This is a genomic window from Candidatus Margulisiibacteriota bacterium (genome assembly GCA_003242895.1).
Lineage (GTDB): Bacteria > Margulisbacteria > Riflemargulisbacteria > GWF2-39-127 > GWF2-39-127 > GWF2-39-127.
This window is the reverse complement of record QKMY01000045.1, coordinates 133,617-157,262: the sequence shown is the minus strand read 5'-3', so window position 1 is coordinate 157,262 and position 23,646 is coordinate 133,617. Positions and strand designations below refer to the sequence as shown.

Sequence of the window (23,646 nt, the reverse complement as noted above, 5' to 3'; positions counted from 1 at the left end):
GTTCTATTAGCTTATTTTGTATTAGGTTACTGAAAGGTGTTTTGTGAGCTGCGATTAGTTTGATATACTTATAATACCAGACTATATCATAGAGCCCTTCAGTCCGTTGTCGCCAAATGGCGCTACCACCATGATTGAGGTGAAAGAAAGGATGTTGTAATGGAAATAATTGTTGATGGAATAAAAGATATGGTAGTTGTTGAAGATAATGAACATGAGACCCTGGAGGACTTCTTCAACAAGTTTAAAACCCATGCTTCTGAAAATGAAAAAATCGTTACCCTTATCTCGATAGACGGTTATGCTATTACTCCGCCATTTGTTGATGATATTTTTTCCAGGTCATTAACGGATGTAAAAGTGCTTAACATTGAAACGGTGTCAGTGAAAGCGCTCTGCCTCCAGACAATGGATGAGATTGATATACATTTAAAAGAGTGCATAGCTGAGTTCAAAAAAGCTTCGGACATTATTTATAGTCAGAAGTATGACGAATCGGCAGCACTTATTGCCAGGGCAGTTAAAAAATGGCGATATTGCCAGCAGGCCATCGATATGATAACGAACATTATTGTTGCCAAAAATAATGGCATAGACGTCACCCGGATAAAAGACAATTACAAAAAACTCGAAGAAGTGATCATACAGCTCAGCGAAACACTTGAAAATCATGATTTCATGATGGTCAAAGACGTTATCGATTACGAACTGCTCGATAAACTCGAAGAGACGATGACCCAAAAAGATGTCTTAAAAGATTATCTGTAAGACTTCGTGATATTTTTATGCTTATGGTAGCTATCATTGTCTGAGGTATATAAAAATAATATACAGCTGATTACCTGTAAAAATACTAATCTTGCAAAAGAAATAGATAACGCACCTATTAGTAATAATTATGATGCGGTGCTGTCTAAAAGTGGACTTCCTACTATAAAAATCACACAACCTGGCCGGGACTGTTACTGTCATAGTCCTTATGATCCTTTGGTCGAAGCCAAGAAATACCTCCGGCATTTTTACGAACAACATAGATCGGAGGTAGATAAAGCAACCTCTGGAATTATTATAGGTTTTGGCCTGGGGTATTACGTGCAGGAAGTGCTATCGCAGTATATTTGGTTAGATGAAATAATAATTATTGAGCCGGATGTCGGACTATTTAAGCTTGCACTCCACTGTGTCGATTTTAGCGTATTATTCGCGAGACCTAATGTTCATTTTGTTGTGGGGGCCTTAGATCCGTTAAAGCTCAAAGCGCTTGACGAAGCCAGCAACCTATACTCCGCCCAGGGTATCATTATCCCCCATCCGCAGATAGCCACCATGGCCGGACCTGAATACGTTATGGGAGTCCTGAAAGAAATCACTAATTATATTACCAGAAAAGACCATATTACTAATTTATTAGAAATGAAAAGTAAAGATATTGTCAAAAATAATCTTTATGCTTTCACCCATTTATTCGATAAGCCGTTAGTTAATGAATTGTTCAAAAAGTTCCCGGCTATTCCGGTCATTTGCGTATCTTCCGGACCGAGCCTAACCAATTATATAGCAGAATTGAAGGCTATACGGGATCAAGCAATATTCATCGCTGTGGATTCTGCCTTTAACGTGCTGATCGAGAACGGCATAGTTCCCGATATTGTCACGGCAATTGAACCACAATTTTGCAATAAATATGATTATATTGAGAAAAACGCTCATTTGACGAAAGATATTCTTCTGGTAACGACGCTCGATACCTATTCTGGAATTAGTAAGCATTGGCAGGGCCCGGCTCGACTTCTGCTTCACCGTGGATTGATGAAGGAAATGCGAGAGTTAGTTCCCAAGCTAATTGATCCGGGTATCGAAATATTTCCGGGTATCCCGACCGTCGGACTGATGTCCCTTATCGTAGCTGACAAGTTTGGGGGGAATCCTATCATTATGGTAGGGCAGGACCTCCGGTTAACTGATGTCACTCACGCTGCCGGATCAGCGAACGCCCGCAAGATTGAGATCATTAACGAAAATGATCAATCTTTTCTGAAAGTGATAAAAAAGACCGATGAAAAAGATCTGGTCTATGACCGACAGAAAGTCGAGTACCTTCCGGATTATGATGGCAAGCTGGTGCCGACTACCGCTGCTTTAAAGCACTTTAAGGAAACCATAGAAGGAAATATTGCTTCAACCCAGGCGAAGATTATGAATGTAACGGTAGGTGGTGTAAAAATCGAAGGCGCGCCTCGAAGTACTATTGAAGAAATTAAACCATATTTAGGGAATCGGGTAGAGAGACGACTTCTTTTTACTGATTCGGGGAAATTATTTTTGAGAAATAACTATCTCGTAAACGAATGGCTCAAGACATTAGACACGCAAAGCGAGGGTATGAAAAAAGATCTGGATACAGGGCTGGACTCGTTAAAAAAGGTGGACAATAATATAGAAAAAAGAACCATATATTTACAGGAATTAATAACTAGCCTTGATAAGAAATATCCTGATTTTATGAGTTTGCTAACGTTCTTTCTCTTTAAGGAACTGGAGACGTTGAAAATATCTAAGGCAAGGGATAGAACCCACCTCAACAAGTACCGCAGTGTAATGAAAAAAACGGTTACCCTGAGAAGAGGACTAAAAAAGGTCCGGGAAATTATGATACAAGCACTGTAGGGCGAACCAATCGGTCCGCCCAAATATCGATGTAATCTAATAAGGTGCTGTCGGAGGTGTGAAGTTACCCGTCCAGCGGGTAATGCATAAAGATACACGAAATTCATTAATGTAGCCATTAAGGATACCTGTCCCTGATAAACATGCTCCGATATTTTGAATATTATAGAAACATAATGTACCGGTGTGTATATGCCGATAAATTATTTTTCAGCACCTTAACACCGGTTACTTCCGCCCCAATCTGCTATATTGATTATCGTCTAATTATCGTCTAATGTTAGTCTAATATGTTTGAACCAAAGTATACGATAACTTCAAAACTACTATCTAATATTAAACGCATTGCAACGCTAATATTTGAGTTAAATTCTTTCCGATATAATGAGATAATTTTAACGAATCTAGAGCAATCAGCACGGGAACTTTCCGCTTATTCTTCAACCAGTATAGAGGGGAACCCACTTCCTTTAACTGAGGTCAAAAAAATTCTTAAAAATATACCGCAGAAATTAAGAGACAGTGAACAAGAAGTTATTAATTATAATGAAACGCTTGTGACTATGAATGATCGTATTAAAAAAGGGGACATCAATATCAATTTGCCTTTGATATTAAACCTTCATAAAAGGATATCAAAAGGCTTACTTAGTAAATACCAAATTGGAAAGCTCAGACAGGAACCTGTATTTGTTAATAATCCTCGAAAACTCCAACCAGTATACTTACCCCCAGACCAGCAGGATGTTAAATATTTAATAAATGAACTTATAATCTTTGCCAATGGTAACAAAGATTTGATAGACCCTTTGATTTTAGCTGGCATTTTTCATAAACAATTTGTTATTATTCATCCTTTTACTAATGGCAATGGGCGTACTGCCCGATTAATCACAAAGCTTTTATTAGCGGCTATGGGGCTTGATACATTTAATTTATTCAGTTTTGAAAATTACTATAACAATAACGTCAGTAAATACTTTGAAATGGTTGGCGTTATTGGAAACTATTATGATTTAAAAGATAAAGTCGATTTCACTGTTTGGCTCGAATACTTTACCGATGGGATTATCGATGAATTATTGAGAGTAGGAAAAGAACTAAAAACATCGATGATAACACCAGAGGCGAAACTAAAAGAATATCACCTGAAAATATTAAACTTTATAAAAGAACATGGCTATATCACCTATAATGACTACGCTAAACTGACAGATCGAGCAAAACCTACAAGGAATATCGATTTTAACAAGCTTATTAAACAGGGTTATATAGAGAGACAAGGAAGAGGAAGAGCTACTTATTATAAAATTAAAACTTAATCCTGTTATCGGTTTCGATTGTTTTTTTAGTTTTTCCCATTTTGCTAATTCTCTGGTTTTAGTAGGTATACCGAACGCAAATTGGTTTTAGCACGAAATGACGAGTGAAGTTTATATCAATAAATGATGCGAGGAATGACAAAGCTAAAACCAATTTGCGGAGAGTATATCTAAAACAGGAACAAAAAAGACTGCCCCAATAAAGGAACAGTCCTTTTTATATTTTAATTTCAGTTTATATTAATAAGGTGCTGTCGGAGGTGTGAAGTTGCTCGTCCAGCGAGCAATAGACTGGGCAGAGACTCCGGACTTTTTATCCCCGAGGGTGATCTTGATTTTTGAAGTGGCGATAATGGTTATATGCTTGGCTGAGTTGAGGGGAGAGAGGTCAGTATCACCTGGATTGGGGTCAAGTTTGTTAAGCTGGCCGCAGCCTGCGAGAGCGAAGAGAGATATCCCAATACCTAAAAAAAGCCAGTTTTCTTCATTAAAAGCTCCTTTATTATTTTAAAGTAAATATTATATACAAGATTCCATCAAAGATCACCATTTAGTATCAGTTGCAATAATATCGTAAATTTTACCTTTATACAAAATATTCTTTATAAGGCTATCGTGAGTTAGAAGACAACCATGATGATTGTATAAATATTTATAAATTGATAGTACTTCAACTATTTTGTTTGAGTCTTCTCTTAGATTATTGAACCATCCGGAATGCAATGACAAGTGCAAGGTCGGTTTTGTCTCGTGAAGTGCTTTTTTCATAGAAGGAAGCACAAAACTTTCCGCACCCTCAATATCCATCTTAATGAAATTAAAGTTTTGGGCACCACTAATTTTGATAAAAGAATCGAACGTTAATGACGGTACTGTGACAGAACTTTTTGTTCCGGCGAATAAAAGGCTCGACATACTATCGCCAAAATGGGAATTTGTGCCTATTTGTACTTGCCCGTCTGATTCACCTATGCACCCTTCAAACAGCGTTATTTTATCAATCAAACCCTGATTGAACATCAGATTGGTCTTAAGGAACTGTAGAGCTACAGGATCCGGCTCAACAGCATAGGTATGCTTGGCTATCTGTGCACCGTACAAGATTGTTGGGCCTATCCAGGCTCCGATATCAATGTATGAATGCTCCGCAGATAAAAATCTTTCAAATACTCGGTAAGTATGAGGTTCCCATAAGCCACTGGCCACCCTACGCCAAAAATGTTCATGCTTTGATCCGGCGTAAAAGGTTTTTCCATGTGTTGATACTTGAATTTTGTCCATGATATCCTTAATTTGTACTTGTTGCCGTAGTAAGAAGATTAAATCCTAACTTATTTCGCGTACTTAATAAGCACCCTGAAAGCTTCAGGAAGAGACTCTTTTAAGTTGATAATATCTTTGTCTAGGCTGTTAATTAGAAATAACCCTTCCTCTTCCATAATTGCTTTTTGACTGATTAATGATATTAGAACTTCCGGGTTGCTGTTCAACTCTTTTTGGAACACGGAGAACTCTTCTTGGGTTAAACAAATGCTTCGTTCGTATTTTCTATAATCCTCAATTTTTAAAAGCCAATGCGTTTTGTTTTTCAGGATAAGTAATTTTTCAATACACATATCTCGATGTAGATCCATCTCCTCAAAAACTGCTCTAGTGGGACGGGGATTATTTATAAATCTGGCATAAAGTTCTTTATAAATTCCTTCATATTCTTTTGAACTCATTAAATTGTTGATGCATCGCTCATCATAGGTTTTTCGGAACTCTATGATATAGTTAGAAGAAATTGATGCTAAATCAAACTCCAGCCACAAATGGCTTTGTGCGCCTATATATATAAGATTGTTATCTACGCATAAACGTTTTTGTAAATAACGGGGAAACAATACCAATTCTTCAATAAGGTTAATAAAATCTCCCGAGATTTGTGAGGGATAATTGCCGAGGAAGTCTCTTGTTTTACATGATAAAATTGAACCGGCACAAGTAAACTCCGGGGGATTCATTCCAAAGTTAAAATCGAAAAATGCAGACTGTCCTTGGCTTTCAAATTCCGAGATGCCATCTGTTGTCATTTTTAGCCATTGGTTAGTGTTCGTGCCTATCGTTACATCATCTTCCATCTCTACCAGAAAATCATATTTTCCTTTAAGAAGAGAGAATGCGATGTTGCGTTTTGATGTAGGGCCCAAATGCTCGTCACAAAAGTGACATTCGATGGGAGGTTTTTTCGGATCATGTAATCTTTCCCGGTTTTCTTTTTCGAGCCAGAGCTTAACTTCGTCCTGTTTTCCGATACTGCTGTCGACAATAAAATGGCGGTACGGCTGACTCGTATAGTCGGTACGTTCTTCAAACGTATGGAGACAGTATTCCAGACATTCTAAATTATAAGTATGAATCCATACTACATAAATATTTTTCATATTATTTGCTCCCATTGAGAGATATTTCGGAATTCAATAGCCTTATATGTTAATCGCGGACCCTGTATTTTTTAATGTTTTGGATGAACATGTTCCTATAACTATAATAAATACCAAATGAAGGGATGACAAGCTAAGAAAGCGTTTTTCATATTGAACGCTCTCTTAGCCATATTTTGGGGGGAATAATTTAGTATGGGTTTGTTGGCACGTTAAATGTTGGTCCGGTCCAACGAGCAATCCCTTTTGAGAACCTGAATTCATCAATGTATAAATTTGACATGCTGGCATTGGATGCTGAATAACCGATGGTTAGTGCTCCAGTATTTCCAGGGATAGTATAATCCCCAATGTTTCGACTGCCTACTTGTACTCCGTTTAAATAAAGTAACAAGTTAGCTCCATTTCTTGCTACAGCAACGTGATACCATGTATTTGTTGTAAGAACAGTCGTTGTGCCTACTCCTTTCCAACCACCATAGTTCCAGTCATAATAGATAAATCCCAATTCATGGTTCGTTCCACCATAATTCATATAATAAAAATTATTTTGGTCAAAAATGCCATTATTTGCAGCATTTATAGCAGCAAACTTAACCCAGTAATCTATTGTAAACTTATCGATATCTAGATCCCATATAGGAGAAGTATTTGTACAAACGAAATCACCAGTTCCATCAAAATAAGCTGATTTACCCCCAAACACCATTTGTGAACTAGTTTGTGTGGCATCTCCTGCAGCATATACAGGGTTATTCAGTCCAGAAGAATCAACAAAGCTCTCTCCATTTCCATCCATATGCAGAAGTAGTTTCGTGTACTGATCTGGGGGAGATTGAGGCGTTGCAGAGACGCGATTCCCCGACGACACATTCCCATCATTGTCACGAGCAAAAATGCTGTAATAGTAAGTTGCACCATTGGTAAGCCCGGTGTGAATATAGGACTGGTTCAGTCCTTTATAGACAAGCGTTCCATCCGTGACTGAAATCGGATAGTTATTGGTGGCAACCCGTAATTCCACTTCTTTGAGGTCATTATCCGCGGGGTTGGTCCAGTTAAGAGTTACTCTCTGGTCTCCGGCGGAAGCTGTGAAGTTGGTGGGCATACCCGGAGGAAGGCTGTCTATATTCTCGTCCCTGACGAACTCGAGCATTATCGTGCCTTTGTACTGTTGTTTGAGTGCATAGGTGAAGTTGCCTCTGAGCTTGAGCACAACTTGTTCATTAATCGCCTGCATAAAAGGGGCATTCCAGACTTTCATATTTGCGCTGCTGGTTGTTAATGGTTGGTAAGGGATACCGTTCACGACCTGGATATCAAGCGGGATGATATTTCCTGATACCTGCTGACCGTGGAGGCCATTTGATTCAACCATATACGCCCTGACCCTGACCCCTTGAAGGTCCTGGCTGATGAGGTCATTGTAGACGACATTAAGGGTGATCGTGCCATCGGCATTAATCAGTCCGAGCTGAGTCACATTAAAGAAAATAGAGCTGTTAGCCTGGAAGGTCATGAAAGACGGGACGTCAGCCTCTATTTCGACCGACTGAGAAGCAATCAGGGAAGTTTCAATAGACTGGGCAGAGACCCCGGATTTTTTATCACCGAGGGTGATCTTGATTTTTGAAGTGGCGATAATGTTTACATGCTTGGCTGAGTTGAGGGGAGAGAGGTCAGTATCACCTGGATTGGGGTCAAGTTTGTTAAGCTGGCCGCAGCCTGCAAGAGCGAAGAGAGATATGCCAAAACCTAAAAATAGCCATTTTTTATTCATAAAAGCTCCTTTATTAATATAAGATTATTATTAAACGCTAATATTCTATCGATTGTAATAATAAAAAATTGCAGTGTCAACGAAAAAAAATGTCAAGCATCATGACATGCTGCCCCCCTGTTTAGGATTATCAATTAAATCAAGCTGACCGAATCTTTCAGCTATTTTTTCTGGCTTCCTCATACTTTTAATACACCCACTAATCTGATTCGCCGAGCATGTCTGAGCTGATTACGGAAACACTGGAGCCAGGCTCAGATTTTGCTCCCCGCAGTACTCGAAGGGGTCTGAGCCTGGCGTAAGCTGTTGCAGTTATCAGCGAGTTGCGCAAGCGGTCAGGTCTCGAGGCTAGTCAATCAGACCTTCCGTAGGAATGCGCGGATTGTTAAGGTCTTCGCATTAAGGCCTTAACGACTAGGGTTTGGGAGCGTCAGCGTCCCATTACAATTATTCCTTAATGCTTCCTAGGGGATATTTATAAGGGAGATTTCCCCCGTCCTTCGAACGAAGTGCAAGTTCCGAAAAAATATTTTTTTCCCTTTATAATCAGCTTTTGTTTCAAAATTTGAGGATAACACGATAGAATATATAACTTCAGGATAATGGTCGATAAATACTTTTATTCCTTGAGGTATTTCGGTATTTCCAGATTATAATAATGGCATCTTGCTCCGAGCGCAGAAAGTTCCATGAATAATTTTTTCAACAAAAAAGTCTTACCTACTTGCCTGGGGCCAAGCAGAATAGCGGTCTTCTTCGGGTAAAAGATTTTTGACTGCTAAAAAGCGGATTAAAGTTTTGTTATAAAACAGGTATCTTGTTATGATATATGAAGATAAAGTTTTTTAAGGTAGCCGATAGTATGAGTAGCGCAATATATGACAGAAATATCAAGATTATAGCCGAAATGGACACTAGTCTGGCCGAGGTAATAGATAATATCCGGATTAGTGATGAATACGAATGTACTGCGTCGAAGAACGGGTTGCCCAATGTAAAGATCAGAAGAGCGGGTAAAGAGCATTGGTGTCATAGTCCGTACGCTCCGGACAGCGAAGCCGCGAAGTACATCGAACAATTCTATAATGAACGTGTCTCAGAGGTCGAGAAAGCACGGCTGGGTATCATTGTCGGGTTCGGTATGGGATATTACGCACGAGAGCTGATCCGGCGGTTTGACTGGTTCCGGGAAATAATCATCATTGAACCTGCCCCGGTCCTGTTTAAAATTGCTCTTACTTCTATTGATATGAGTGACATGTTCCGGGCGAAAAAAATAAACCTGGTTATCGGAGAGCTCAATAGACTAAAGGTTAAGCAGCTTGATGCCAGTGGCAGTTTGTATTACGCCCAGGGGATCATTATTCCTCATCCGCAGGTTACGACAGTGCTTTTCCCCGATATTGTGCAGAAGTCCGTTCAGTTGATTACTGAGTATATCGAAGAGAAAGATTCTTTATCCGCAACGCTAGGCTTGAAAAGCAAAGATGTCATACGGAATAACTTTTATAATCTCGTGCACTTATTTGATAAACCTCTGATTAACGAAATGTACGGCAGATTAGCTGATCTCCCTATTGTCTGTATCGCCTCCGGGCCAAGTCTTACGGATTATCTGGAGGACTTGAAACTGGTCTGCGAAAAAGCTATTTTCATTGCCGCGGATTCGGCATTTAATGTTCTCATGGAACACGGGATCAAGCCTGACATTGTAACGGCGCTTGAGCCCCGGTTTTGCAATAAATTTGGATTCATTGAGAAAAACGCTCATCTGACGAAAGATATCCTTCTGGTTACTACGATGGATACGTATTCTGGGATCAACAAATGCTGGCAGGGGCCTATACGGCTCGTAGTGAATGGCAGCCTTAATCATACTATGAATACGATCCTGGATCATTTGGTTGAAAAGGGCACGGAAGTGCTCACAGGAATCCCGACCGTCGGAATGCTCTCATTAAAACTAGCCGACAGGTTAGGTGGTGATCCGATTGTTATGGTAGGGCAGGACCTGCGATTCACCGAGGTCACTCACGCTGCCGGGTCAGCTAACTGCAGAAATATCGAGATTGTTAGCGAAAATGGCGAGGATCATATTAAGGTTATACAACAGAAAAAGAAGAAAGATATCGTCTACGATAACAAACGGATTATATACATTCCGGATTATGACGATAATTTAGTCCGGACAATACCTGTTTTCGACGGGTTTAGAAAAAGCATCGAACTTTTTGTCAGGAACACCCGGAAAAAGTTCTTTAATATCACGGCTACCGGGGCTAAAATAGCCGGAGTTCCACGTACGACATTTGCTGAAATTACCGGATGTTTTGACCCGTTCGTCAGAGTAGAACATATTTTGAGCGGACAGGGAACAATGACCTTGCACAATAGAGAGTATGTCGTTGCTATGCTGGACCGGTTAACAAAGGATAGTCAATTATTAGAGGAAAGAATTAATGCCCAATTGAAGCATTTCAGAACAATAATCAGGCAGCCAATCGCTAACAAGGATAGCTTTATCCAAAATATGATTACTTCCCTTAACCGGGAGTTCCCTGAATTAATGGCTATGCTTAATCTCTATATACATAAAGAGATCAATAACTATATCACCGTACAATATACTGATAGTTCTGATACTATAGCGGGCACAAAAAGCCGGTATGTGCTTTCGTTAAAGACTATCGTCGCGCTAAGGCGCGGTCTTGTAGGTTTGAGGAGCTTGATAATTGAAGCGAACAGAGATTTTTAGCTTATAAAAAACTAACTTCGTCCGGTGCACGTTACCATAATTCTTCTCTAAGTTTTTTAAAAAACGTCATTTTATCGGCAGGGCTGGATAGCTTGTCGATATTATTTGAAAGTTCTAAGGCTATCTGTATTGCTCTGGTCATCGAAATATATGCAAACAGTCCCAATCTCCCGATAGAATAAAAATTATTGATGTTGCTTGCCTTGTTTAAGATCTTTTCCAGGGTGTCGATATTCTGTTGACTTGAAATCGGGTAACAGAAATCTTCATGTTTTTTGACGGTTTTTATGACTTTTGCATGTATTTGATGTATTACAAAATCATGAATTTCTTGCATGTAGTCATTTTGCAGCGGTTCATTTATGCTGTATGGTATGGCGAAAGAAATAAGCGTTTTGCCGTTCGTGTTTTCCTGCCCGGAATGATGTGGATACTCGACAATCCTTGTCCAGCTGTAATTGTTGGGGAAAGTAGTGCTGTATGTTGGCATTGCCGGGCATGTGTCGAGGAGCGCGAATACCTTCAACGAGCCTCTCCAGTCAAGTTTTTCTTCAAAGAAAAGATCGATCGGTAACGTATTGATAACAACATCGTTCGGACTAATCGATATTTTGTTGTTGTTATTATTGAAATAGATGCATTTGATAACATTATTATCTATCCCCAGCCCTGAAACCTTGGTATCAGTTACAATCTCCAGGTCTTGACTCAATTTGTCAAATACCGGACGATAGCTTCCCGGATGTCCGGCCCAGACATCACCGAACATACGTGGATTATCCGGTTTTAAGGAGAGCGGTCTGAATTTTGCCCAGTCGGCTAACATGTCTTTAGGATGAATTCCCCACTGTTTAATATTATAGTTTTTAACAAAAGTTTCGTACGAAGCTTTTCCGATTTGACTGATCATGTAGTTTTCAAAATTACTATAATCAGGTTCTTGAGGGATATAGCTTTCTCCTAGCCTTGAGATATTTCTTTTGCTGATAGGGAAATCGAATAATTCGTCATAGCTTTTTAGTTGTCCGTCAATACAGCATCTGACATGATAATCAATGTACTTGGGAGTAATTAATCGTCCCCAGAAAGCCGATTGTTCAACCGTTTTGGAATATAGTACGTGGGGCCCGAATTCGTAGTTAATTCCATCAATCTGGTAGGTCTGGCAGAGGCCTCCGATATCATTGTGTTTCTCTATAACAATTGTTTTGTTGAATTTGTCTTTTAATGCATTCGCTGCGGTGAGTCCCGAAAGCCCTCCGCCGATAATATAACAAGTTTTCACCTGATTTTTCCTCCGTTCTATAAAATAGCTCTTAACTATATGATATCTAAAAAATAAAATTATGTAATGATTTGATGGGTAAGTGCTATAACATCTTCGAGCAATGTCGGGACTACGGAGTGTGCTTTCTGATTTAACCGTGGGATTAACTCATTCTCATGTATATCAAACATTTTACTGTAGAGAACTGCTTTTACTTGCGCTCCAACCGGTTCAAGGCTCATTTTGGGGATGTGATCATTCCAGGACTTGCAGGTTTCTTGCAGCCCGTAATTCATGCAAATGATTGGCGTATTGCTTATCGCTACTGCAAAATGCTGCGGGGCAGAGTGAGACCCGATAAAGAGTGCGCTTTCCTGGACCTCTCGGAGTTGATCGTTGAGCGAAAAGTTCTCATGACAGGCGTTTCGGCAATTCAGAAGTGGAGTCATTGATTTATCACCGAGCCGGACTATCTCATAATCAGGGTAATGTTCTTTGAGAAGATTGACAAATAATTGCCCTTGTTCCGGAGTGACGTTACGGGCATCTTCTCCGTAATTTGCTTCCCTTAAATGAATCGTGATTTTTTTCTTTTTGGTATATTTTTGCTCGGTTAGCTTGGGAAGTTCTTTTTTTTCTGATAAATACAATTCTGCTCGTTTTTCCCAGATGCGCCATCCTGCATTATAGCGATAGTTATCAAGCAAAGGGAAATAACGTGTCTTTTCGATAGTAATCTCAAATCTGTTGCTTATCAGGTCTTGTAAAATACAATCAATAATATATTCCTGGACAGAAATATTGTGGAATTCCTTGTTCCTAAGCTGGAGCGAGTGAAGCCTGTCCTTTTCTGCTTCCAGCAGCGTGATATCGATTACATAGTCGATAGCGGTATTGAGCGAGGCAAGTTCTTTTAGCTCCGGCCTGTTAAGCGGCATGATTAATATGACCGGAACAGATGGATTTTCCAGTTTTTTTTGTTTGATAAACTGGTGAACGACGATCATGTCCCCGAACGCTATACTCCAGATTAGCGGGTAGACTATTATTCTTTTGCCGATGCATTCAGAATATATTTTTTCATTGATACCTTTGTATATCCGGGAGAAATCCGGCTTAATTTCTTTTAGTTCTTTTAGTTCATGCAGGATAGTTAGTCCTGCCTGTACAACATTCTGTTGTTTTAGGAAATCGTAATAATTGGAAAAAAACTGGTTATTTGAATCAATATTATGCAGCAATTGATAGAGCTTCAGCCCGTGATAAACAGCCTTGTCAGTGTAGTTTCCTTTGATATAGCTTTGAATCAGGAGACTGTCTAACTGGAAACTCGTTGATTGCTCATTTCTATGTATTTGTAGAATGGCTTTGATAGCTTTGTCATAATGCCCATTACAATAGTCTTCATAAATGTTCTGGATTTGGTTCATTGGTAAGTTCCCTAATCACTTCAGTTTCGTATTCTTAATCTAAGAGTGAAAGCCCTTTTTCCAGATTGATGCTCGGAGACCAATTGAGGTCTCTGCGGATTTTATCTATATTGCTGATAGTTGTTCTCGCTTCCCCTTGTCGTTCGGGAATATGTTCATACGGGGCCTTGAAGAGTTTTGCGATGTGATTGATGCTGTAGCTTTCTCCACAGCCTACGTTATAGATCTCATATACTTTATCTGAGGTGGCTGCAGCATAATTGGCTCTGGCAATATCATGGACATGTACAAAATCTCTGGTTTGTTCGCCGTCTCCTGTAATGAGCAGTGGCTCCCCGTTGTCTTTTTTCCTCTTGAATATCCCGATTACCGAAGTATAGGCGTTTTGTGGGTTTTTATCGCTAAAAGACCTGGGACCGTAGGCGTTGAAATATCGCAGGGCAATCGTCGGTATTCCGTATCTCTCGCCGAGTATCATGCAATACTGTTCTCCGGCATACTTTTGTAAGGCATAAGGGCTTAGACAGGAGATTTTTGCATTCTCCGAAGTCGGAAGTTCTTCCGGGCTGCCATAGCAGGCTGCTGAACTGGAATAGACGAGTTTTTTTATGTTATTGCCTTTTGCTGCCAGCAGACAATTGATCGTTCCTATGACATTCACTTCTTCGTGTTCAACCGGATCGTCAAAAGACGGCTGAATGCGTGGTAGTGCTGCTAAATGGAAAACAAAGTCAATATTTTTGAAATGAGGTTTGATTTGCTCAAGGTCCCTCATATCAGCTTTAATGAGTGACGCGCGAGGGTTAAGGTTCTTGGTGTCGCCTGTCAGCAGATTATCGATAATGGTAACCTGATGCCCCTGGCTAACTAAAAGGTCCACTACATGAGACCCGATAAATCCCGCTCCACCTGTAACTAAACAATTCATCATCATCCTCCGGATTTATTACATATTTTAATATCATGAATTTTCATTCCCACGAATAAACCTTCCGTAGCATTATATCAGCGTTTGGAACGGGATACTATACTTGAGAAAAGAGTATCCTTTCTATAATCTATATTTCTGAAACTCCGGTCTTTCCTGTAAGACTTTTTCCGCGAACCAGAAATCAAAGTCATCGTGGATATCGATCAGCAGTTCGTTATTGGGGATTATGACAACTTTATCACCCAAACGCCGTTCTTCTTCTATGAGTAGTCGTGCCCGTGTCGCACAGCCCAGACCGGTATCTTCGCGCAAGACCGGTGGTTTCAATTGGCGTGACATGTGTTTTCCTGGCGTAAGGCAGGTATAGGTTCCTTCTTCTTTTTTCCAGTAATTCTTTTTGTCAGGATACCCGACAAACGCCGAATCGATGGAATCATCGTCTATCAGGGCCCGCACTGCCTGCTCAATTAATTCAGGTTGTTTGAACAGGTCAGGGATCTGTAAGTAAACAAGAATATCAACCCGGTAGTTTTCGTTTTTCTGTAACCAAAGAAGTGCATGCTTAATGGACGCTTCCGAGGTGGTGTTGTCCTGTGCGACTTCTGCCGGGCGGATAAATGGCACTTCAGCTCCCAGGCTTTTGGCGACAGCAGCTATTTCCGTATCATCAGTCGAAACAATAACCCGGTCAATGAGCCGTACTTGTCTGGCAGGTTTGATGGTGTATTCCATGAGCGGGTGTCCGAGTAGGGGCTTAATGTTTTTCCCCGGCAGACCTTTGGACCCGCCGCGGGCCAGAATAATTGCCGCTACGTTTTTCTTTGTCATTTAGACAGACCTCCCGAGTACTTTCCCAATGAGATCGATTTCTTTGACAAGCTTTTCAAAGTCGTTAAATCCAAGTGCCTGGAGCGGATCAACCCATGCTTTTTCCGGGTTGTTGTGGACTTCGATAAGTAGCCCGTTTGCTCCTGCTGCGATGGCTGCCCTGCTTACCGGCGCAACATAGCTGCGCTTAAATGTAGAATGGCTTGGGTCGACCAGGACCGGCACCGTCGGAGCGTATTCGTTCAGTGCAGGGATCGCTTGTATATCAATAATTGCCCGTGATTCAACATTGTGGGTATGCGGCGAAGTTACTCCTCGTTCGCAGAACATTATATCGTGTTTGCCTCGGGCTTCGAAGTGTTCTGCTACGCCGAGGAGCGAGCGCAGGCTTTCTCCGTAATGGCGTTTAAGGATGATCGGTTTGTTAACATTTGCTAATGCTTCGATAAGGTCCATGTTGAACATGTGCCGGTATCCGATTTGGAATACGTCGACATACTTGGACATCATTGCGGCCGTCTCAGCATAGAGGATTTCGGAGACTACCGGTAAATGGTAGGTATCTCCGGCTTCTTTCAAATAAGCGAGCCGGGTTTCTGCCCGGGCAAATAGCTCTTTTTTCGACATAATAGTCTTGCGGTCCAGGTCCTGTCCGTCGCAATCGGCATCGCTTTTTCCCAGAGGGTCGCCGTATGGGAAGGTGAGCGGTTTAAAAATGCCGCCGCGCAGCATAGTTGCCCCAGCTTCCCTGACAGCTTTTGCTATCTCCATAATCTGGGATTTGCTCTCAACCGTACACGGGCCGGCAATAATCATTATTTTTTCCGGATTGTAGGTGTACGAACCGGTTGTGATGATTCTCCGGTAATCTTTTCTGGTAATGAGAGGGATATTGTTTTGTAGATCATTAGCTGATATATCTTTCATGGTGTAAGCTCCTTTAGCGTATTATTTACTTGGTTATCCAGGCATGGTCCTTGTCAGGTATGCCCACAAGTTTTTTCCCCTCACCGGATAAAAAGAATAGATAATAGAGTGTGTATCCGGGTGCGGCGACGATCTGGTGATATCCGTAGGGCATGTAAGTAACTGTTCCGTCTTTGATTGGAATGAGCATATCGATATTATGTTCAGGAGAGTAAAACTTTTCTATTCCATATCCTTGAGGTTTGTCAGTTTTGAAGTAATAGAGTTCTTCATGCAGTGATTCGCCGGGAAGGTTATTGTGTTCATGTTTGTGTGGAGGAGTTCCGGACCAGTTCCCCGGAGGATTGAGGGTTTCTCCGATTAACAGATTTTGAGCAGGAGAATCCGGGCCGATGATCATTCGGACTTCGCGATGCCAGTTGTCTTTTCCTGCCTGCATGACTTTAATGTCTTCCGGTCTAATTATTGCTGAGTGAGTTTTCTGTGAGCATTTTCCGACACAGAGAGCGAAGGTCACTTCTGTTCCCGTAACTTTGAGGTTTGTGCCGGCGGGAATGTAAACGGCGGTAGGTATTCCTTCGAAAACGCTTTTTCTTGTGCCGAGGTTTTTGTGTTCTTTTCCTTCGAGGACAATATCGCACACACCTTCAAGGATAACTACTCCGGCTTCTTCATCTTTTGCGGTCGTTAACTCAATTGACTGGTTATCCGTCAGAGAAAATACCGAGAATTTTTTGATGTAGTGAAACATTGTATCAGCCCACTTGGCGTCATTTCGACCTTCTTTAATCCTAAGTTGTGATGAGAATCCGGTCATAATTGTTTCCTTTCTCTAATAGCGTGTTATTTTGTCTTTCATATACTGAATTGTCTTTTTTGCCGCTGTCTCGAAATCCGGTTTTGGCAGCATTTCTCCTGAAAGAAAGCCTTGATAATTAATCTGCTTCAGTGTTGTTATGATTGCTTCGAAATCAATATGCCCGTGTCCGGGATACCAGCGATCGCTATCGGCAATATGGACATGTGCCAGCTTCGGCGCGGCAATGGTAAGCGTAGATGGCAGCTGCTGTTCTTCGATATTCATATGGAAGGTATCTGCCAGGATATAAAGTGAAGCACTGTTAATCTCTTGGATGATATCAAGCGCTTCCCGGACGCAATTAATAAGCGAAGTTTCGTACCGGTTGATCGGCTCAATCACTATCCGGGTATTTTTCTTTTCTGCATAAGCGCAGATTTCTCTCAGGCTTTTCTTGAACTGGTCAGCGCTAAAGAATTTGTTTTTGATTCCTTCGCCTCGTAGCAACCCGACAATAACCTGGCTTTCGAACTGCGCTGCCAGATCAATATGCCCTTTAATCCGTTCGATAGCCTGTTTGGTTATCCCCGCGTCCGTCGAGGAAAAGAACAGGCCTTCATCAACATAAGCCTGTCCGGTACCGATCGCTGCTAGTTGTAATCCGCACTTTTTGAGAAGCGTTCTGATTGACGAAACATCGAGCATTCCCGGGTCACGGATAGCGAGTTCTATGCCATCATATCCTAATGAAGCGATTATTCGGACCTTGTTCTCTAAGTTTCCGCTGGCGACTGAGGTGAAGCTAGTCTCATGGGTGGAGACAACATATGATAATTTCATCGTTGGACTGAGTACTCCTCTTGCTTAGCCCACCAATAGGGGAACGCTTTTTCCGCAAGTTCGAAACTTGCCGGGGTTTTAAGCTCTATGGTCGAGTAAAAATCGACAATTTCGGAAATACCGACGTTATTTCCCAGTAAATGGCCTTTTCGGATGAACTCGGCATAAGTAACGCAGGCAAGTCCAGCATAGCCGATATGTATCGGATGTTTTTGCGAACTGGCAACGAAGCCTTCGTCCACCCGCACTAAGCTGCCTTCTTTTTTTATCCAGCAGGACTTATAGGAAGGATAGCCGGGAAGGACCGAGTCAAACCCTTTTTTCAGCATCATACTAATGAGTTCATCGATCAGGAATACCGGACGGAACGGTTGGATAATAGAAAGATAAACAATAATATCCGGAAAAATATTACTCTTTTCCAGTTGGTCTAAGGTGTATTGAAGGACCGCCTCGACACCGATATCGTCATTAGATAGTTTCTGAGGCCGAAGGAACGGGACATTCACCCCGTGTGCTTGCGCTATTTCTTTGGTTTTAACGCTATCAGTAGAAACAATAAGATTATTTAATAGCTTTGATTGCTGGGCGCTCTTTATCGTATACTCGATCAACGGTTTATTATTGAACATAAAGGGATCGCCTTTAGCAGTAATAATACCCATGATATTGAGATCAAGATGATTGATTTTTTTCGAAGAAAATTCTTTTTCGTTCATCGATTCCATGATCTTGACTATATTATGGGCGCGTTGCGGGTCTCCTGATTGATGAATGCCGTGGTGGTGATAGACACTGGCCTGAGGTTCATAGACTATTTTGTAGCCATGGTTAATTATTTCTTTGCCCCATAACCGGTCTTCGATATTAGTTGCGGTGTCGTCGAAAGGGATCGTCTCGACAACAGACTTTCTGACAAGGCTATTGGCATTATGAAAAAAACTGTCTTTAATCTGGACGCGCCGGTCTAACCCAAAGGTTATCAGGAGATCGCGTTTATCAAGATCATGGGTGAAGGCGAGCGGCTCTTGTCTGCCATAGACTCCCGCGATTTCCTGGTTGGTATCTTCATCGAGGTTCCTGACGAGGTTTTCGAGCCAGAATTCGTTGGTCGGAATACAATGAGAGGATAGTATTGCAATATAGCTGCCGCAGGAGGCTTCTATGCCGACGTTGATCGCTTTTCCCGGAAGGTATTTGTCGATTTCGACAACGGTCACCTCGAATTGTTTGGCTTTTTCGACGGTCTTGTCCGTACTTTTATTATCAACAAGGATTACTTCAAAATCCTTAAATGTCTGGTTGAAAACTGACTTCAGGCAAGGAGTGATCCAGCGTTCTTCGTTTCTTGACCTGACGATAATCGAAACCTTGGGTGCCATTACTATGCTGACCTTTTTGTAGACTATTTCTTAATATTGTATCATAAGATGAAGGGTTTCATAATGTTAATGGACTGGATACGTGAATTATTGTAGTAGCTCTTGATTTTGTGTGCGGGCGTGCCGGCGGTACGCCCACAGGCTAATTCCGGAAGAGCGGATTCGCCGCAACAACATCCCTTCATACAAATGATATAATTTAAAAATAGTAGGACATCCGAATAGTAACATAAGGACTTATAGTATAAATAAAGGCAAGAAAACTATGACAGAACTACCAGATAAGCCAATCTACCAAAAAAACCTGGAAGCCTTGAAAGCCCGGAACGAAAAGCTGGCGCAGGAAATAGTGCAATTAGTTATACCGGAAGATTATACATATTGTTTGTCAGACAGTGGCCTTCCGAATTGTAAGATAAAGGTAGGCAACCAAGATTTTTATTACCACGACCAAGGTGATCCGCAAAAAGAAGCCGAAGATTTTGCGGCACTATTTTCGCAGCGGCATTCCTGCGAACTCAACTCTGCAGTGTTTGGTATCATTGTGGGTTTCGGGTTTGGATATCATCTCTTACCGTTACTGGACAAAATAACCTGGTTAAAGGAACTTATTATTATTGAGCCGGACAAAACTTTGTTCAAGCTAATGCTTCATTATCAAGATACTACAGGCGTTATTTTACACAAGAATATCAGCTTTATCGTGGGGGAATTGACGCTTGATAAGCTCAGGGCTTTGCGCGGTGCACAGTGGCTCAATTTGGGAAATCGGATCATGATTAACTGGAATACGGTCACGAAATATTATTTGGAGGACGCAGGGACAATCAGCAGGGTTGTTCAAGATTTTGTTGTCGAGAGATCGGTTATTGATAAAACGGCTATGGTCCGCGGTACTATGATGATCGAGAACCGGTTCAAAAATATTAGGCATTTATTTATCGAGCCTAATGTTGATGGCTTGTTTGGCAAATTTCGTAATCTGCCGTTTGTGTGTGTGGCAGCCGGACCGTCCCTGAATAATTATCTCCCTGATTTGAAGAGGATCCGGGAAAAAGCTGTTTTTATTGTCGCAGATACGGCGTTCAAAGTGCTTATCGAGTACGGGATTGTTCCTGATATCGTGACAGCGACCGACCCGCCGCCGACTAAATATAGATATTTCGAAGAGAACCCTCATTTGACAAAAGATATCCTCCTGGTGACGAGTAGTAATACCTATTCCGGGTTGCTTGATTGCTGGCAGGGACCGATTAGATTTGTGGTTGCCGGAGATGGCTTGTATGACTTTGTTTTCGAGAAATTAGCCTTTCCGGATGCAGCAACTTTTAACGATATCAACACTGTCGCGATGCTTACTTTAATGCTCGCTGACAAATTGGGTGCTGATCCGGTCATATTGGTCGGGCAGGACTTGAGCCTGGCTAGTACAGATCATGCCGGCGGATCTTCGGTCACGAATACTATCGATATTATTGAAAGAGACGGAAAAACGTATTCCAGGACTCGCAAGCCTGGCAGCTCAACGGCTGATGGCAACATTGAGACGAGTGCTCATCAGATTGTCGAAAAAGAGGTGTTTTATGTTCCTGATTATGATAGCCGGCCAGTTCCAACCTGGGAAGATTTTCGATTTTTTATTACAAGTCTTGGCGGCTATTGTTCTCATATGAAAGCTCCGGTTTTTAACCTTACCGAAAAAGGCGCCCGGATCGATGGCGCGCAGAGAGTATCTTTTTCCGAGATCGTTCATTATTTTAATAACGAGGTCATCTTTAAGGAAATCTTTAATTGTTATTGCGAAAGAACTCCAAAAGAACTGGAACTAGCAACGGCACATGTCAATAAGTGTATTGAGAGCTGCCAGGCTTTTGACCAGTGGATACAGTATTGCCGTGAAGAGATCGCACGAAGACACTTGAGAGAAAAATACGATTTCCTGCATAACGAAATAGCCCGGTCGTACAGTAATTCAGCTTCATTCATGAGGCTGCTGGATATGCATATACCTGCAGCAATAATCAGGGCGAGCAAAGTTAATTTTCAGAATTACCATAATCTGAGTGAAGAAAAAAGATACCGGAAAAAATATATCAACATTCTTCGTCTCTTCCTGTCATTGGAAAGAGCCTGCAGCCTGCTTAAAGGTAACCTGCAAAGTGCGCTCGGACACCATGAATTAGTAAAGTAATGCTTTTATATTTTTGATATAGTGTAAATACTGAACTGTTTATTTAAAGGGGACCAATATGCCGGTAATAATCGCTGAAATAGGATGTAATCATAAAGGGGACATGGAAATTGCCCATGAGATGATCAAAATGGCGGCTCTATTCTGCAAAGCAGATGTCGTCAAATTCCAGAAACGTAATCCCCGCGCACTCCTTACCGAGGCAGAGTATAATACTCCGCATCCTAATCCAATGCATTCGTTTGGTGCGACCTATGGCGAACATCGGGAGTTTTTAGAATTCGACCTTGAACAGCACAAGCAGCTGCAGATATGGTGCAAGGACTGGGGGATCGGCTATTCCTCTTCCGTGTGGGATATTGATTCCGCCAGAGACATTATTTCTTTGCAGCCCAACATGCTGAAAATCCCGTCGGCTGCTAATCTGGATTTTGAGATGATGGAATATATTGCAATTAATTTCCCGGGGATTATTCATATATCCTTTGGTATGACAACCCAAAAAGAAGAAGAACGTATTATTTCGTTTTTCGATAGGTTTAATAGGACTAAGGACGTGGTAATTTATCACTGTGTTTCCGGCTATCCGGTCCCGATGGACGATGTTTGTCTTATGGAAATAACGCGATTAAAACAAGCCTATGGAAAAAAAGTAAAGGCAATTGGCTTCTCCGGGCATCATTTGGGTATTTCTGTTGATATCGGTGCAATGGTCTTGGGGGCTGAATATTTTGAACGTCATTTTACTCTTGATAGGACCTGGAAAGGTACTGATCACGCTGCCAGTCTCGAGCCGGACGGTCTTCGCAGGCTAACGAGAGATCTTCGGGCCGTTGACAAAACCATGAAATACAAACCAAAAGAGATCTTAGATATCGAGCTGGTACAACGGAAAAAACTGAAACGAAAAATAGGAGAATACGATATCAAATGATAATAGCCCTTATCCCTCTTCGCGGCGGCTCAAAAAGCATTCCTAAGAAAAATATAAAACTGATGGCCGGGAAACCTCTGTGTGCCTGGACCCTCGAATCAGCATACAATTCCGGGATTTTTGATAAAGTGGTCGTATCAACGGATTCACAGGAGATCGCCGATGTCGTACGATCTTTGAATCTGGACGTAGAGATCATCATGCGACCGGCGGAATTGGCAACCGACACCTCCAGCACAGAATCAGTCATGCTGCATATTGCCGACATCGTGGATTTTGATGTCATCGTTACAATCCAGGCAACGTCTCCGTTAACTGAACCGCTAGATTTCGTTAATGCCTACAAAAAATTTAACGCAGAAAATCTGGATTCTTTAGTAACCGGGGTTAATCAAAAAAGATTTTACTGGGATATCGCCGGGACTCCTTTGAGCTATGATCCCTTGAACCGTCCTCGCAGACAGGACTACAACGGCGTGATCATGGAAAATGGCGCTTTTTACATCACGAAACGAAGCGTCCTGACCCAATCACAGTGTCGTCTGGGAGGCAGGATCGGCATCTACGAAATGCCGGAAAATACTGCGATCGAAATTGACGAACTTTCTGACTGGCACGCTGTCGAAAAATTGATTAAGTTGAGACAGGAAGCAACGCTCCATGATAGCCTTAAAGGCGTCAAGCTGGTGGCTGTTGATGTCGACGGAGTACTTACCGATAGCGGCATGTACTATGATGAAACCGGGAAAGAACTGAAGAAATTCAATACGAGGGACGGGAAGGGTATCGAACTATTGCGTGAAAGAGGTATCAAAACCGCAATAATCACAGGTGAATCCAGTACGATAACCGACTACCGGGCACAAAAAATTAAAGCTGATTTCGTTTATAAAGGGATTCAGGATAAAGGTGCAGTGATCTGCGAACTTGCCCTGCTGACAGGTATTGATCGGGCTGCGATTGCATATATCGGCGATGATCTCAATGATCTGTCCGCCTTTCAGTGTGTGGGCATCAGTGTTTGTCCGGCTGATGCTGTCGAGAGTATTAAAACTCAGGCTGATCTTGTCTTGTCGAAGAATGGCGGGCAAGGGGTTGTGAGGGAATTAGCAGATCTCATCCTTAAAGAATAATGACGGTATGAATTTTTTCGAAGAATAGTGAAAG

Annotated in this window: 20 protein-coding genes; 8 read left to right on the top strand and 12 right to left on the bottom strand. The window is 41.5% G+C overall.

All coding sequences use genetic code 11. The annotated features are described in order from the left end of the window. Positions 1-159 precede the first annotated feature (159 nt). The 4 genes from DKM50_06940 (at position 160) to DKM50_06925 (ending at position 4,500) form a co-directional block, all read left to right on the top strand. Entirely contained in the window at positions 160-768 is a 609-nt protein-coding gene (locus DKM50_06940; protein PZM79910.1) for a hypothetical protein, read from the top strand. A gap of 36 nt (positions 769-804) precedes the next feature. Further along, positions 805-2,667, top strand: a complete 1,863-nt coding sequence (locus DKM50_06935) for a hypothetical protein (GenBank protein ID PZM79909.1) — start codon at positions 805-807, stop codon at positions 2,665-2,667. Between the two features lie 290 nt (positions 2,668-2,957). After that, positions 2,958-3,989: a hypothetical protein gene (locus DKM50_06930; protein ID PZM79908.1), complete on the top strand. Its 1,032-nt coding sequence runs from the start codon at positions 2,958-2,960 to the stop codon at positions 3,987-3,989. A 262-nt stretch (positions 3,990-4,251) separates the two neighbouring features. Beyond that, on the top strand, positions 4,252-4,500 hold the full coding sequence (locus DKM50_06925; GenBank protein PZM79907.1) for a hypothetical protein: 249 nt from the start codon (positions 4,252-4,254) through the stop codon (positions 4,498-4,500). A gap of 32 nt (positions 4,501-4,532) precedes the next feature. Here the strand turns inward: DKM50_06925 and DKM50_06920 are convergent, their stop codons facing one another. The 4 genes from DKM50_06920 to DKM50_06905 form a co-directional block, all read right to left on the bottom strand. Then, positions 4,533-5,270, bottom strand: a complete 738-nt coding sequence (locus DKM50_06920; protein PZM79906.1) for an FkbM family methyltransferase — start codon at positions 5,268-5,270, stop codon at positions 4,533-4,535. Positions 5,271-5,320: 50 nt separating this feature from the next. Next, positions 5,321-6,415, bottom strand: a complete 1,095-nt coding sequence (locus DKM50_06915; protein PZM79905.1) for a hypothetical protein — start codon at positions 6,413-6,415, stop codon at positions 5,321-5,323. Between the two features lie 190 nt (positions 6,416-6,605). Next, a complete protein-coding gene (locus tag DKM50_06910; GenBank protein PZM79904.1) occupies positions 6,606-8,195 on the bottom strand; it encodes a hypothetical protein in 1,590 nt (529 codons plus the stop codon). 619 nt (positions 8,196-8,814) lie between these two features. Then, positions 8,815-8,964, bottom strand: coding sequence for a hypothetical protein (locus tag DKM50_06905; GenBank protein PZM79903.1), 150 nt, complete (start codon positions 8,962-8,964; stop codon positions 8,815-8,817). Positions 8,965-9,024: 60 nt separating this feature from the next. Here DKM50_06905 and DKM50_06900 point away from each other — a divergent pair, with 60 nt between their 5' ends. After that, positions 9,025-10,950, top strand: coding sequence for a hypothetical protein (locus DKM50_06900; protein ID PZM79902.1), 1,926 nt, complete (start codon positions 9,025-9,027; stop codon positions 10,948-10,950). A 31-nt stretch (positions 10,951-10,981) separates the two neighbouring features. Here DKM50_06900 and DKM50_06895 read toward each other — a convergent pair whose 3' ends face one another. The 8 genes from DKM50_06895 to DKM50_06860 all read right to left on the bottom strand — a co-directional run bounded on the left by DKM50_06895 (position 10,982) and on the right by DKM50_06860 (position 19,354). Continuing rightward, on the bottom strand, positions 10,982-12,235 hold the full coding sequence (locus tag DKM50_06895) for a hypothetical protein (protein PZM79901.1): 1,254 nt from the start codon (positions 12,233-12,235) through the stop codon (positions 10,982-10,984). A gap of 59 nt (positions 12,236-12,294) precedes the next feature. Beyond that, positions 12,295-13,647, bottom strand: a complete 1,353-nt coding sequence (locus DKM50_06890) for a hypothetical protein (protein PZM79900.1) — start codon at positions 13,645-13,647, stop codon at positions 12,295-12,297. Positions 13,648-13,681: 34 nt separating this feature from the next. Beyond that, entirely contained in the window at positions 13,682-14,581 is a 900-nt protein-coding gene (locus DKM50_06885; protein ID PZM79899.1) for an NAD-dependent dehydratase, read from the bottom strand. A 117-nt stretch (positions 14,582-14,698) separates the two neighbouring features. Next, a complete protein-coding gene (locus DKM50_06880; GenBank protein PZM79898.1) occupies positions 14,699-15,406 on the bottom strand; it encodes an acylneuraminate cytidylyltransferase family protein in 708 nt (235 codons plus the stop codon). Continuing rightward, on the bottom strand, positions 15,407-16,333 hold the full coding sequence (locus DKM50_06875; GenBank protein PZM79897.1) for a hypothetical protein: 927 nt from the start codon (positions 16,331-16,333) through the stop codon (positions 15,407-15,409). Between the two features lie 25 nt (positions 16,334-16,358). Beyond that, entirely contained in the window at positions 16,359-17,150 is a 792-nt protein-coding gene (gene iolB, locus DKM50_06870) for a 5-deoxy-glucuronate isomerase (protein PZM79896.1), read from the bottom strand. 15 nt (positions 17,151-17,165) lie between these two features. Further along, complete coding sequence (locus tag DKM50_06865) at positions 17,166-17,972, bottom strand: sugar phosphate isomerase/epimerase (GenBank protein ID PZM79895.1); 807 nt, start codon at positions 17,970-17,972, stop codon at positions 17,166-17,168. Beyond that, entirely contained in the window at positions 17,969-19,354 is a 1,386-nt protein-coding gene (locus DKM50_06860; protein PZM79894.1) for a glycosyltransferase family 2 protein, read from the bottom strand. The genes DKM50_06865 and DKM50_06860 overlap by 4 nt, the downstream gene beginning before the upstream one ends. A gap of 265 nt (positions 19,355-19,619) precedes the next feature. On the opposite strand from DKM50_06860, the gene DKM50_06855 reads away from it, so the two are divergent. Genes DKM50_06855 through DKM50_06845 form a run of 3 tightly spaced genes read left to right on the top strand, consistent with a single transcriptional unit; the run spans position 19,620 to position 23,612 of the window. Further along, on the top strand, positions 19,620-21,545 hold the full coding sequence (locus DKM50_06855; GenBank protein ID PZM79893.1) for a hypothetical protein: 1,926 nt from the start codon (positions 19,620-19,622) through the stop codon (positions 21,543-21,545). A gap of 58 nt (positions 21,546-21,603) precedes the next feature. Then, a complete protein-coding gene (locus DKM50_06850) occupies positions 21,604-22,479 on the top strand; it encodes an N-acetylneuraminate synthase (protein PZM79892.1) in 876 nt (291 codons plus the stop codon). Beyond that, positions 22,476-23,612, top strand: a complete 1,137-nt coding sequence (locus DKM50_06845) for an acylneuraminate cytidylyltransferase (GenBank protein PZM79891.1) — start codon at positions 22,476-22,478, stop codon at positions 23,610-23,612. Before DKM50_06850 ends, DKM50_06845 begins: the two co-directional genes overlap by 4 nt. Positions 23,613-23,646: the final 34 nt, after the last annotated feature.